Genomic DNA, 14,642 nt, shown 5'->3' on the forward strand with positions numbered 1-14,642 from the left:
GAGGAGTGCGAGGTGTGGAAATGTGGGTCTGGTATGTGCTCGGCACATTTTCGTCTGGCACCGTCCAGACTGCTTCGTAGGCAGGCAAATGAAAGACAAATAGAGCAATGCCTTTACCAATGAAAATTCTACTTGCAGTCCTGCTGTCCGGCGCGGCATCGGCTGCTGTTGCTTGCAGTACGCCTATGTTCCGTTTCGCGCTTGAGCGATGGGAGGCCGATCCGTATCGTCTGATCATTTTTACGGACGAAGAGCTGACTGCAGATCAACAGCAGGCCGTCACGGCATTCAGGCAATACGAACGCTATGGGTTCCGAAATCCTCCGCTTGTTGTTGAACAAGTTGAAGTTTCAAAAGTCACTAATTTATCCGCACTTGTCTGGGCTGAGATTTCGACCTGTCGCGGTGCCCCGTCTGTCGCCCTTCTTTATCCATCTGTTACGCGTAACAATGAGGCAGTGTGGAATGATAAACTTTCAGTAAACGCCTTTAACCGGATTATAATGTCGCCCGCCCGCCTCGAAACCGCCACCCGTCTGCTTGGCGGAGATGCCGCAGTCTGGCTGTTGTTTCGCGGGAAGTATCCGGAGGAAAACAGGGCGGTTCGCGATCTGCTGGATGAAGAATTGAGTGCGCTGGGAAAAAGCATCGTTTATAATGAGGATTTTCTTCAGCTGGCGAAAGAGGCAGGGGTCGAAGTCCCGGCACTTATGTTTTCTGTGCTTGAAGTGGATCCTGATGATCCGCAAGAGGCGGTTTTGATGGCTATACTCACTCGTCTTTTTCCGGAAGCGGCGGCGCAATCCGGTCCGGTTGTTGTTCCCGTTTTTGGGCAGGGACGCGGTGCAGTTTTGATGATGGATGAACTGATTGCCGGGGAATATATCAGGGATGTTGCAGAGTTTCTAATCGGGGCTTGTTCCTGCGAGGTCAAAGAGCTCAACCCCGGGTTTGACTTGTTTATTCCGGTTGATTGGATTGGCGGCATTACTCAGGAGTATGTTTTTGATGCTGAACTGCCGCCGCTCACGAGTCCGTCCGCCGGGATGGGTGCTCTGCCGGGAGCGGCCAACCGCACTTTTGGAACAGCCGAACAAGCGGGGCATCGTCTCTTCGGAGCGGTTCTCGGTATATCTATTGTAATCGTGCTGGGTGGCCTTGTCGGCGCCACATGGATGCTGCTGCGTAAAAACCGTAATCATGAATCTTTTTAAACTGACTGTCTGTGAGCTGCTGCACCGCCGGGGGAACTTTCTGCTGGGCGTGCTTTCCGTGCTATTGGCCACTGCCGTGCTGAGCGGTTCGTTGCTTCTGCTCGGAGCGTACGACCGGCGTGCCGGCGAAATACTCGCCGCCAGACAGGCGGAACTAGAAACAAAGATTCAGCGGCTTCAGGTTGATACCGTCAGCGCGATGGGGCACCTCGGGTTCAATATCATCATTCTGCCTGCCGGGCAGAATCTTGCCGACTGGTACGGTGATGATTACGCCTCGCGCACCATGCCCGAATCCTATGTCCAGACATTGGAAAAAAGCGGATTGGTCACTATCGAGAAACTGACCCCGATTTTGCGCCAGAAAATCCGCTGGCCCGAAACACTATGGACCGTCATTCTCGCCGGAGCCGGCGGAAGTGAGGCTGTTCCTGCCGGGCAGGTTGACATCGGCATCGAAATCTCCCGCGGACTTTCATTGAAAAGTGGTGATACACTTCAGCTGATGAGCCAGAGGTTTACCATCCGCAACGTCATGCCTCAGGAAGCTGCTGCAGACGATGTAACATTAACATTGCCGCTGACTGCCGCGCAGGAAATTCTTGGTAAACCGGGGCAGATTAGTGAAATTCGAGCCCTGCAATGCCGGGCCGCATGGCGCGATATTACACGAATCCGCGAAGAGGTCGGGGGGATTCTTCCCGGCACGCAGGTTGTTGAAAAAGGCTCCGAAGTGCTCGCGAAAGTTGCTGCGATCCGGCTGGTCGAAGAGAAGGGCGCTGCGCAAATCGCGAATGAACAGATGATGCGGGAACAGATGCGCCATTCGGTTCAGCGCACACTCGGTATTCTGGTCCCAGTCATTCTTCTGACCTGCATCGCGTGGATTTATCTGCTGACGTCCGACAACACCGCGCTCCGGATGACGGAAATCGGCACGCTGTGTTCGCTCGGATTTTCGTCCGGCAATGTTGCTGCGGTCTTTTTGATGCGTGCGGCACTGCTCGGACTGCTGGGCGGGGTGGCCGGTTTGTTGATCAGCACCATTGTGGCGCACGGGATGTCAGTTAAACTTTTTGCTTTGCTGCTTCCGTGTGCGCTCCTGATTGCACTTGCCGGAAGCTTCCGACCCGTCTGGCGCGCCGTCCACCGTGATCCTGCTGATATTCTGAGAGGTGACCCGTGAAACTTTTCACACTGATCCGCCGTGAGCTTTTTTACCGTCCGCGCCGCACGCTCGCCGCGCTGTTGGCTGTTGCCATTGCCGCCGCTGCGCTGACTGCCGCGTTCACTCTGTTGCGTCTGCATGATCGCGCGGCCCGTAATCTGCTGGCAGAACGGGAGAAGCAGACCGCCGAAACCGGGGCCGTTCTGCGTGATGAAATGCGCAAGGCCACACTGAAGCTGGGTTTTAATCTGCTCATTCTGCCGGAACAGGTTGATCTAAAGCAGTGGCACATTGACCAGGAGAGCCGCTTCACATTGCCAGAATCGTACGGCGAAAAGCTGGTTAAATCCGGCATAGTCAGCGTTCGGCACATTCTGCCGATGCTGCAGAAGAGGATTGTCTGGCCCGAAACCGGACGCACGATTGTGCTGATCGGCACGCGTGGTGAAGCAACCGCCCTTTTCAAAAATCCGCGTGCGTCGCTGATTCAACCGGTGCCGGAGGGAAGCATTGTCCTCGGTTATGAACTGCACCATTCTCTCGGCATTTCCAGTAACCGGACTGTTAAACTGATGGGGCGTGAATTTAAGACTTACCGCCTGCACAAAGAGCGCGGAAGCAAAGATGACATCACGGCCTGGATTCACCTGAAAGACGCGCAGGAACTGCTTGGGATGCAGGGCAAAATCTCCTCCCTGCTGGCGCTTGAATGTCTTTGTATCGGTGCGAATATGCTGGATCAGGTTCGCAGTGAAGTCGTCAGTATTCTGCCCGGCACGCAGGTTGTTGAGATGGGCGCCAAGGTAATTGCCCGCGCTGAAGCACGTATTCGCGCCGGAGAAGAAACTGCCCGGCAGCTTGATGCGGAAACAGAGAAACAGCGCCAGCTTCAGCTTCAGCGCCAGCGCTTCGCCGCACTTCTTAGTCCGCTTATGCTTCTGCTGTGCGGCGGCTGGATCAGCCTGCTCACCTTCAGCGACGTACGCGACCGGCGCATTGAAATCGGCATGCTTCGCACTATCGGTTTCCGCACACATTCAATTTTATTTTTGTTTCTCGGTAAGAGCCTGATGGTCGGCACCGCAGGCGGAGCGATTGGTTATGTTGCTGCGGCGCTACTGTGCGACGCGAGGACCACCGGTATGGCCGGTTTTCCAACGGATGATGCAGCCTCTGTCTGGAGTTTATCCAGTTTACTGATTTCAATGGTCGGCGCGGTTGTGCTGATGATGGTTGCCGGCTGGATTCCCGCGCTTATTGCCGCGCAGACCGATCCTGCCGATGTTTTAAGAGAGGAGTGACTCCATGCTGAAATTTGAGAATGTCACCAAGGTGTTCAATGGACCGCAGGGTGAGGTGGTTGCGCTGAATGATGTGTCGTTCGCCGTTGAGTCCGGAGAGATGGTTGTTGTTCGGGGGCCGAGCGGGTGCGGCAAGAGCACGCTGCTGCTAACCGCCGGAACGCTTTTACGTCCGACGCAGGGCGCCGTATCTATCGGCGGAACAGACCCGTACGCATCCACCCCGTCCCTTCGCAGTGCGCTGCGCGCGTCAACCATCGGGTTTGTTTTTCAGCAATTTCACCTCGTACCTTATCTGAGCGTGCTTGAAAATGTCATGCTTCCATCGGTCGTTCAATTTGCCGATGATGCCGCCCTGCGAGCTCAGGATCTACTGGCTCGTTTTGGATTGGAGCATCGCGCTCACCATGTTCCGGCCCAGCTCAGCGTCGGAGAGCGCCAGCGCACCGCGATGGCCCGTGCGTTGTTCAGCCGCCCTAAACTTTTGCTGGCTGATGAGCCGACCGGCAATCTCGATTCCGAAAACGGCGGGATTGTTTTAAAGGCCCTCAACGCCTTTGCTGCGGAGGGCGGGTCGGTGTTGTTGGTGACTCACGATAGCGCGAAGGGTATTGGCTCAGCCCGGACACTGCAAATGATCAACGGCGGCCTTGTATCGCAAAACGGCGGCCAGTTGTAAGCCGCACTGTCCCCGCGTTCGCGGTTCTATTATTGAAATTGCGCTGACCTATCTCAATAACGCATCCGTGAAAGACGGTTTAACTCAGGTGCATGTGCTTGCAGGCAGGGGGCGTTTCTATTTACCACAAGGGCGTGGTTTACTTCCGGGATAATGAATAAGAGACACTTTTTTAATCTGTGCGCTCCACGGACTGTTGTCTGTCCGGTTCGAACCAGTGTAGTGCTGTTTACGGTTTTGTTTGTGTTTGTTCCGATTCTTCTGCGTGCTGAAGAGTTGTCGCGAGGGATTGCCTGTCTTCTTGAGTGCGGCGACGGAAAACAGGCGATCGAACTGGCAGCGGACAGCGGCTACCTGATCCTTGCAATGGATGCGAACCCTGAAAATGTTGAAAAGGCAAAAAAGACAGCCATGGAAGCGGGAATACTGGGCAGAACGCTCTATGTTGAGCAGGGAACACCCGACTCTATTCCTTTTGCAGACAATTATGTGGATTTACTTGTTCTCGACACGGTTACGGCACAGGATTTAACGAAAAGCGTTTCGAACGAAATCATGAGAGTACTTGCTCCTCTTCGGGGGCGTGCGATCCTTAAAGATAAGACGATCACCAAACCGGAACGTCCCGGTTCAGACTGGTGGTCCCATAAACTTCACGGCCCGAATAACAATCCGGTGTCAGAAGATGAAAATTTTGAATTTCCCCCGCTTTTGCAGTTCCGGGCGATGCCGATGTATAACAGCTATAACGGTAGCGCGCTCACGTCGGACGGCAAACAGATCCTCATCAATGACTGGACGTATCACGATTTGTTCCGTGGCAGTATGTGCGGCCGTATTTTTGTGCAGAGTGTTTACAACGGGCAGATTCTTTGGGACGGGATGATCCCGGAAAATATTGAAGCCAACATGCCTGTTTTCGTTGCAACAAAGGACGCACTGCTGATGGCTTCCGGGCAGGGTGCGGATGTTCTGCGACGCGATTTGACAACCGGTGAAGAACTTGAGCCGATTACTTTGGGTGACGAAAGCCGCCGGATCCGATGGCTTGCCGTGGATAACGGGGTTCTGTACGCATTGACCGGTGACCCCGCTGACGTCAGAGAGCCCTATAAGTTTTTGGTGCAGAGAACAGTTTATGAGACGCAGGAGCGCGATCAGACGCTGTTTGGCACGGAGCTTGAAGCCTGGAGCCTGAAAGACCGGCGCAGGATCTGGTCACATAACGAGTCCTGGAAAATCGATTTTCGAACCGTAGCGATCAATGATCAAAAACTCTATTTCTATGCTGAAGGCCGCCGTCTGGCCTGTCTCGATGCAAAAACCGGCAAGGAACTATGGAGCAATGAGGGCAAAACCTGGATTGCTCAACTTGTCCGGCCCGTTCACATAAAGAACAACAATATTCGCGGGATGAGCACGCTTAAAGTCGCTGATGGTTTAATTCATCTGGCTGTGATGGAGGGTTCCTGTGGATTGTTTTTCCATGAAGAAAACGGCCGTTATATTACATCTTTCACAACGCCTGTAATGAAGCGTCTGGGGTATGCCGGTCAGCAATCATTAATTCTGAATGGAGAATGCTATAACTCCGGCACCTACATCGATCTGAAATCGGGAAGTCTTCAGCGCGACAATACGATTTCTTCATCGGCCGGGACCGCCTGGTGCGGAATCACCACCTATGCGCCGGGAACAGGGGTTCTCGGGCATTCCACGCTCGGCTATAAGACGCCTTGCGGGGTCGGGGCCTGGGTCGCGGGAGGTGTTTTGCTTTATTCTCCCTCCATTTGCACCTGCGATAACCACATGCCGGGTTCCGGCGCTTACGTCTCCGGCCGTGAAATCTATGAGAAGATCAAAAACAAACCGGAACATCCGCTGGTGAAAGGTCCGGAGGGTCAAGGTTCTCCGCCGTCCGGTTCGGAGATAGAAAACGGGGGCTGGACAGCTTACCGCGGCGGCAGCCGTCATCAGGGTTCCAGTGCGGCAACGGTCGGACGGTCTGTTAAGACCTTCTGGGTTTCGAAGCCCGAACATCCGTTTTCTTATACCACAATTTATAATTCACTTGTGGATCAATACGATGAACGTCCGGTGCCTCCGGTTGTCGTTACAAATCTCGTCTACACTGCGGGGAGCGACGGGATTGTCACGGCGCTCAACCTATCGGACGGGTCTATCAAATGGAAACAGCAGATAAATGGATCGGTTCTTACATCGATAGCTTATGAAGCCGGAAGACTGTTTGTCCCCGGGGCCGATGGATGGGTCTATGCGCTTCATGCCGACACCGGGCAGTTGCTCTGGAAACGCCGGGTCGCTCCGCTGGAACGCCGGATCGCTGTTTTTGACAATCTGATGAGTACCTGGCCGGTATTATCCCTTGCTGTGGATGAGGGAACGGTTTATGCAACCGCCGGGATGTCGATTATCTGCGGAAGCACGACGCTGGCTCTGGATACTGAAACCGGAGAAATCCGCTGGCGCCGCGCAATCGACCCGGTACTGGCAGGATCCCATCTGCCGCCGGACGGGGATGCGGTCGGGCTGGGAGGCGTGACCGCTGTCATCAACGACGCGGTCTGGGTGGCAGGTTACGGATCGATTCCGCTCTGTCTGAACAAAAAGGACGGAACCGTCGTGCCCCTTCCGTCGCAGACCGAACAATCCCGGAGTGGCGGGAACTATTTTAATTTCCGTGGCATCTATCATATGCAGGGGCAGAATATTATTGCCGTCAACGACCGCTGTGTTTTGGGAGGGGGCCGGCCCCTGTTTGAGAATCATCAGCTACGGGAGGGGAAATGGAAGAGAGTCGAATTCAAGTTATACCATGCCGATGAAAACGGATGGCTGGACCTTACAAAAGCTCCGGCACGCATGTTGAATATTTCCCGCCTGAGTCCGGCGTGTGATCCGGATCTGATTGCCTATGCCGCGCCGCCTCCAGTATCAAAAAATAATCAGCCGCAAAGAGAATCTGACCGAAGCACGAGTGGGCTCAATGTCTGGAAAGTCGCAGACTTTGTCGAAGAAAACCGCGTGATGATGCAGGAAGACCCGGGAATGGCAGTCATAAAGTGGACAAGTGTGCACCGCCCTCTGAATGAATCGAAAGCGTTATGGTCAAGACCGGATCTGGATATGAACGCACTGGCTCTCGCCGGCGATGCGCTGATCGTCACCCATGCCGGCTCAGCAAAGATGGCATCTCCAAGCGAACTTCCGGAAAAACTGGCACAGCAGAAACCCCTGATTCAGTATAGTGACTGGCGTCTTACAGCATTTGAACGCGAAAGCGGGGAGGAGATGTGGATGGTATCGCTTCCTTCCGAACCGCTTTATGATGGATTGGCTGTCGCAGCGGACGGCACAATCATCGTCACTCTCCGGGACGGATCCGTCCTTGCCGTGCGGAAGGAACTTTAGATATCCAGCAGCTCCCGGTTCTGCAAGACCCACTCTCCATTGACTTCGTTCCCCAGTCCCGGCCGGTTGTAATTGAAGTGGACATATCCATCGCTGTCCGTCGGGTAACCGATTGTGCTTTTGAACCAGGGAGTGCTTTTTTCCACCCAGGCTCCTTCAACGACGCAGGAGAAATCTTCGGCGACCGGCGGAATCCAGCACATGAACTCAATCCACGGCATCGTGCGCGCATCGCTGACCGGATAGAGGGCGTGTTGATAGTGCCTGTTCGTCACGGCATGCAGATCCAGCGGGATGCCGGCCTCTTCGCAGGCGCGCAGAATCAGCAGGCACGAGGTGAACCCGCCAAAATTCACATCCGTTCGGTTTATATCGATAGCGCCTCCCTTTAACCAGCGAAGCCGGCTGAAGTGATCGCCATGGTTGATTTCCGGAGCACATATTTGCGTTTTGACCGTGTCTCGCAGCGTTTTGTAATCGTTGATGCGGTCATCACCCTCCGGCATCGGCGACTCCATCCAGCCGTAGTTTAGACTGTCCAGCACTCTGCCGACACGAATCGACTGTTCAAGAGTGTACGTATGGTAGTTGTCCAGCATTTGCACGACATCGGCACCGAGAACGTTGTGTACTTCGTGGATGACATCAAGATCCTGCTCCGGAAACCCGATCGGATCGCCCGTTTTCCAAGGGCGTTTCTCTATGGGATTGGCTATTTTTCCACTGGAGGACATGTTCTGCAGTTTCGGGATATACGGATGGAGTTTAAAGCCCTGCAATCCGCGTGCCTTAACTTTCTCGGCTTGCTCAACATATTCATCGACTGTCAGATTGCAGGCTGTCGATTCATAGCGTTTGACTTTGTCGCGTTTTTTTTCACCAATGAGGGAACTTACATTTTTTCCTTCCCGGCGGCCGTGCAGATCCCAGAGCGCGACATCCGCTGCGGCATGCAATCGGTGATGGATTCCGGATTCATGCATTTTTAACCACAGGGCCGTGATATCCGCGGAATCCTGCCCGGCCAGAACCTCCCTTAAAGGTTGGGTATATTGAGACTCAAAGCATTGCCCGAGCCGACCGCCGGCGGGATCAATGTAGAACCCGTCTGCCCCGTCGCGGGCAACAATTCGGAGGCCGGATATTTTTTTTGAACTGCCACCTGTCTTTTTTATGTAAAAGCACTCTATGCGCTCGATAACGGTTCCTTTCCCGGACCCCCCGCGTGTTGCGGCAAATAAGCGTTCCCCCGTTAAGGTGTATGCCGAGGTTATCGATATCGCTCTCAAAAAATTACGCCGGCTGATGAACGTCATGATGGTTCCTTATTATCACAGGGGCTTCTTTATTTCTTTGCAGTAAACCATGCCGCCCCGACTGGAATCAAAGATTGTATTCTGCAAGCACATGCGCCGTTTTCTCAATGGGATGGCATGTAGAGCATGGGCTTGCACGGCGGCGGAGTTGGCTTTGAGGGTGGAGGTTTTGTAAAAGTTGTTTTAACAGTGCGGAATAGCATTCGGCCTGATCGTTCGTTTAGGCGGCGGATCAAAGCGGAAAGAAAACAGATGTAAACCGTGTGCTTATTCATTGCGCTGAAACATAAAAAGGAGAAGCGCAATGAAAAAAACAAACCCCATATTACTGGCAGCTCTGCTTGCTGTAACGGCTTCCGCCGGTGTGATCTTCGATGGATCAACAGATACGGTATTCAAAGCCACCAGTGATAATTCCAATGTCTCACTAACCAGCCTCGCGGGCATACACACCCTGACTAACAGCAGCGCGTCCGATCAGGATGCCTATATTTTCGGGACTTTCCCCGATACGATATTATCAAAAGCAGGAGACTCCCTCACGCTCTCTTTTCGGGTGAACAATATGCCCGACAATGCCGGAATGCGGTTTGTGCTGGCCGGCGCACGGGGCGCGGCCTTGATTACAAATGATGTCGCTTCAACCGCATTTCCACGTTCCTATGCTTCGTATGGAATTGACAAGAAAGTGGACAATATTGGTACGGACTTTTTCAATTACGATGGAGGCTCTGCCGGCGACACGACGGCCGACAGGCCTTTACTGGGGGATACAGGCAACAAAATAGGCTCATGGAATTCCGCAACCGGCGCGGATCGTTTCGACAACGCTTCAACCGCAGATTTCACGTTCACCATCACCCGCGAAACGGCGGCCTTTGATGTCTCTGGAACCATGGAGGTGGCAGGCGGTAGCGGCATCCAGACGATGACCAACTTTTCCTTCTCGCCGGTGGAGGGCAATAATGACCTGCTGCTTACCGATGCGTTCACCACGTTTGGGATCGGTTGTCAGGGTTATGCGGCAGCGCAGCTCGACGCCGGCAGCTCGCTCTCTATTTCCGGGCTCTCCGTGAGCCATACGGCCGTCGGAACCGGTGACAACCGGGGGTTGCCCTATGCGGCCTGTCATCCGCCCGGTCTGACTTATTATACGGCCGGCCCGTTTGCCAATCTGCTGTGGAGCTGCGGTTCGCTTTGGAATCCGGTCGGCAATTGGGTGGACAAAACCACAGGGACTCTCATCCGTCGCACTTTGGACACCAATGGAACAGTAACCGCCGGCAGCCAGATTGATCGGTTCGGCAACCCGCAATATCTCGATCCCGGGCAGGTGATCAATGCGGTGCTGACCATTCCGTCGGACGCGCAGCTGGATGGACATCCTGTGTATGTTGGAAAAATGGCCCTGACCTGGCAAGGGGCTGCCGACATCCGGCTCAACATCACCGGTACGCAGGTGACCGGCACAACCTCCGGCGTAGTGACAAACGGCCGCCGTGAATGGGCTGCTTCGCAGACAAGCGGAGCGATACGGGTCGAAATCCATGGCATCGACACCAACAACCCTCCGCACAATATCTGCCTGTGGGCGCCTGATCCGTCCGACTGGACCAACTCGACTCTGGAGGGCGAGCTGCTGCATCCGTCGATGGAGGCCCGTCTACAGGACGCCGACTGGGGCTATGTGCGCTATATGGATCTGCAGTCAACCATTATGACCCGCGAAAAAGAGTGGCAGGATCGCCGCCTGCCGGCGGACTGCTTTCAGGTCGGCCCGATCAACACGGTAATTCCCTCCTGGCAGTACGTGAATAAAGACGGTGGAACCAACACGGTTCCGGAACAATCGAGCTGTGTCGGCATGGCGTATGAGCACATCATCCGGATGTGCAACGAAACGCAGATTGATCCATGGGTCTGCGTGCCGTTCGATGCTTCCCCGGCTTATATGACCAACATGGCCAACCTGTTCTTGCATGGCTCGGACGGGGAGAATCCATACACATCAGCCGTCACCAATCCAGCCTATCCACCGCTCGACAGCAATTTGAAAATCTATCTCGAGTTCGCCAACGAAGTGTGGAATTACCGACAGCGTGATTTGCAGGCAGACCGGGGCACCCTGACCGACGGACAATATACCGCTCGGAAGTTCTCAGACACCTGGGATATTTTCGAATCGGTTCTGGGAACCAATCGTATTGTGCGCACGGCGGCGGTCTGGACCCTCAACTTCAACGGTTTTGCCACCGACCTGCTGGACGAACTCTATACCAATAGCGTCCTGCTGAAACCCGAGGTAATTGCCGGGACCACCTATTTCGGCAACGGCATCCAGAACTGGGTCTGGGAGCAGATTCTGGAAACCAATGCGCCGCCGGCCTCCTACTGGACCAGCCCTCAGTTTACCAATGACATGAACACTGCATTTGACCAGTGGCTGCGCCTGGCTATAACCGGTGTCAAAGTCTCTGGCGACACCGGCCCGGATGGGGTGGCGATTCAGGGTATCCCGGACTATCTGCGCGATTTCTGCTACAGCAATGATGTGCCGCTGATCTGCTACGAAGGGGGACCTTCGATTTACACCGATCATATTGACACGGCCTCCGATACCAACGGTTTTGCCGTGACTGACTTCATGATCGCCATGAATGCCCACCCCCGTATGGCGGAAATCTACGACCTGCAGATGCAGATGGCCAAAGAGGACGGGCTCTACAGCCACATGCCGTTCCTTTTGTATGAAGAATGGGGAAAATTCGGGCAGTGGGGGCACCTGCGGGCCCTACATGACGATCCGGATGAAGCGGTGAAATACAGCTATATCCTGGACTTTATTGACGAATGTAAAAATAAAGTCCGGCATGTCTACGATCCGCTCAACAATGTGCCTTCTTTCACGACCGCTGAAGAACTGCCGTATATTTTGGAGGGAGAACCCTGCAGTCTGCAGATCGAAACAACCGGAGGTGACGGTGCGCGTTCGAATAAAGTCATCGCGGCGCTGTTGCCCGATGGACTCAGCATTGATTCCTCTCTGTGTATTACCGGCACCCCGACCGAAGCCGGAGAGTTTCATCTCTACGTGCGGGTGATCGACGGCGACGGCGACCCGGCCTGGAGCTTTTTCCGGCTGACCGTTCTGGAGGCGGAAGTCGGACTTCCGCTGGTTGAATGGGAGTTTCTCAACGCGGGCGAACTCGATGCTCGTACAAACGCGTTTCAGGTGCCCGACAGCACCTACAACGCCGGCAACATGATGAGTGGCACAATCGGAAACAGCTCTGGATTGATTCATCAGGATAACAGCTTATATAATGATGACTGTTATGCTGTGCGTGAGTTAAACACTGCGTCAATGGACACCAACGCGTATATATACTGGACAGCACAGCCGGCCAGCGGTTACGAAATGGAACTTCGCAGCCTCGAGTTCGGTATTACAGGAAATAATACCTCCGACGACTTCCATGTGGAGCTTCAATACAGCCTGGACGGGTTTGCAACGACAGGAACTGTTATGACGCTCTCGACCAATACCTTTGTCGGCGGAGGAAATACGGCCGCAGGTGTTCCGGTCTTTGTTTCTCTCACCAACTGTCCCGCACTGCAGAACTGCGATCAGGAGGTGGAATTCCGCCTCTATCTATGGGGACTCGGCAGTGCCTATTACCGCGTCCACTTTGGCAAGCAATACAATACGCTGGAAGGCGATCTGATCGATCTGCGAATCTCCGGGCTCACCGCCGCAGGCGGATCGGCACTCGATGCGCCATCCAACCTGGCCGTCAGTGTCATTGGATCAACCAGTCTTTCGTTGACCTGGAATGATAATTCCGACAACGAAGACGGGTTCCGGATTGAACGCAAAAGCGGAACCAGCTCGTTTGCGCAGATCACCAGCGTTACGGCCGGCACCACGACCTGCATCGACTCCGGTCTTACATCAGGAACAACCTATACCTACCGGGTATGCGCAACCAACAGTAGCGAAGATTCCGGCTATTCCAACGAGGCTTCCGGCACACCTGCGGTGCAGGATGCCAACCTGATTCACTACGACGGGTTCGCCTATGGAACCGCTGCCGGAGTGGATCTGCCGACCGCGTCCACCGGCATCTACACAAAAGTGAATTCCGGAAGCACGACAACAGATGTCACAACCGACACGGGTATGAGTTTTTCCGGACTCACAACCGTTGGTCTGAGCGCCAACCTCGATGCCCAGTCCGGCGGCAGCTGCAGCATGACCAACACCCAAAGCTTCGAGTCGCTGGGAACCGTGTATATGAGTGCTCTGTTCACCGCCGACACCGGTGGGGCTGGCTGGAGTCAGCTGCCGATGAGTGCTGTCATACTGAATCAGGATGGAGCTGTCGGCACCAGAGGGCTGACCTTCGGTATCACCGCCGGGAACACCAGTGGGTCAGCGGACGAACTGCACGCATTTATCGGCATCGATACCGTGAAGCAAACCGCTTCCAGCGGAGTTTATTCGCTTGGCAGTACAAACCTGATTGATGGAGCGACCTATTTCATGGTTGCCAAATTCGACATTACCAACGCTTCGGCAAATCAGGCAGCCACTTCACTGGCTGTCTACGACACCGCAGCCGGACTGCCGTCCAGTGAACCGGCAGCCTGGAACGCCGTCAACGGCCAGTCTAAGGTCTACGCATGGCCGCTGACCGGCAGCGGGGAACTCGATGAACTGGTAATCTGGCAGGACAATGCTCCCGGCGACAGCAACCAGACGGATGAAATTCGAATCGGTACAACTTGGAGCTCCGTGGTTCCGGTCTCAACCAGCCAAAGTTCATCCAGTTCTTCATCCATGTCGATGGATCTGTTGGATGCATCGCTTATGCTGGAAGCCGGTACTGAACCTCAGACCCTGATTCTCTCTACGGTCACAAACGTTACCATTACGTTGGTTCCGGGTGTTAATCTGATCGGTGTAAATGTCGAATCTGACAGCCTGGCCGACCTGCTGGGAAGCCAGCTGCTCGCCGGAGACACCCTTCAAATCTATGACGAGACTGCGCAGGAGTACCTGACCGTAAGCGACTTGAGTGCCGAGAGCATTCCGGCAGGCGGAGGTTTTCTGCTCAGTACCGCCAGCGCGCGGGACATCACGCTCACCGGTTCAGCCGGGCAACCTAAAGCGATCAGAATGGTTTCCGGAATGCAGATTGTAGCCAGCCCGGTTTCGCAAGATGCCATGCTTCAGAGTATGGGGCTTAACGGCACCGGTTCGGCCAATTATACCGGCTGCGACAAAGTCAGTGTCTGGGTGAACGGCTCGTATCTCATCTACGGACTCAACACCAACGGCATCTGGTACAATGCTGGTGATAAGAAAGTCTGGCGCAGCCAGATTGAAGCCGATGAACTCATCGAGGCGGGAGAAGCCTTCTGGTACGAGGCACGGTTCCCCTTTATCTGGAACGCTGAATAAACAAACGTTCCAGACGCTGGAACTTTTAAGGCCGGATTTTTCCAATCAATGGAAGATCCGGCCTCATT

7 protein-coding genes are annotated in these 14,642 nt (G+C 54.5%); 6 read left to right on the forward strand and 1 reads right to left on the reverse strand.

Going from position 1 to position 14,642, the window contains the following annotated elements:
- The first annotated feature begins 119 nt into the window (after window positions 1-119).
- From E9954_RS17990 to E9954_RS18010, 5 genes are all read left to right on the forward strand, one after another.
- A complete protein-coding gene (locus tag E9954_RS17990; RefSeq protein WP_136080679.1) occupies window positions 120-1,214 on the forward strand; it encodes a hypothetical protein in 1,095 nt (364 codons plus the stop codon).
- The gene (locus E9954_RS17995; RefSeq protein WP_136080680.1) at window positions 1,201-2,400 is read left to right on the forward strand and encodes an FtsX-like permease family protein; all 1,200 of its coding nucleotides are present in this window, start codon (window positions 1,201-1,203) and stop codon (window positions 2,398-2,400) included. The genes E9954_RS17990 and E9954_RS17995 overlap by 14 nt, the downstream gene beginning before the upstream one ends.
- The gene (locus E9954_RS18000) at window positions 2,397-3,683 is read left to right on the forward strand and encodes an ABC transporter permease (protein WP_136080681.1); all 1,287 of its coding nucleotides are present in this window, start codon (window positions 2,397-2,399) and stop codon (window positions 3,681-3,683) included. The genes E9954_RS17995 and E9954_RS18000 overlap by 4 nt, the downstream gene beginning before the upstream one ends.
- Window positions 3,684-3,687: 4 nt before the next feature.
- Complete coding sequence (locus tag E9954_RS18005; RefSeq protein ID WP_136080682.1) at window positions 3,688-4,362, forward strand: ABC transporter ATP-binding protein; 675 nt, start codon at window positions 3,688-3,690, stop codon at window positions 4,360-4,362.
- A gap of 153 nt (window positions 4,363-4,515) precedes the next feature.
- The gene (locus E9954_RS18010; RefSeq protein WP_136080683.1) at window positions 4,516-7,794 is read left to right on the forward strand and encodes an outer membrane protein assembly factor BamB family protein; all 3,279 of its coding nucleotides are present in this window, start codon (window positions 4,516-4,518) and stop codon (window positions 7,792-7,794) included.
- Here E9954_RS18010 and E9954_RS18015 read toward each other — a convergent pair.
- Complete coding sequence (locus E9954_RS18015; RefSeq protein ID WP_136080684.1) at window positions 7,791-9,110, reverse strand: enolase C-terminal domain-like protein; 1,320 nt, start codon at window positions 9,108-9,110, stop codon at window positions 7,791-7,793. The genes E9954_RS18010 and E9954_RS18015 overlap by 4 nt on opposite strands.
- 304 nt (window positions 9,111-9,414) lie before the next feature.
- Between E9954_RS18015 and E9954_RS18020 the strand changes: the two genes are divergently transcribed.
- Entirely contained in the window at window positions 9,415-14,574 is a 5,160-nt protein-coding gene (locus tag E9954_RS18020) for a fibronectin type III domain-containing protein (RefSeq protein WP_136080685.1), read from the forward strand.
- Window positions 14,575-14,642: the final 68 nt, after the last annotated feature.

It is taken from the genome of Pontiella desulfatans (assembly GCF_900890425.1).
GTDB classification, from domain to species: domain Bacteria; phylum Verrucomicrobiota; class Kiritimatiellia; order Kiritimatiellales; family Pontiellaceae; genus Pontiella; species Pontiella desulfatans.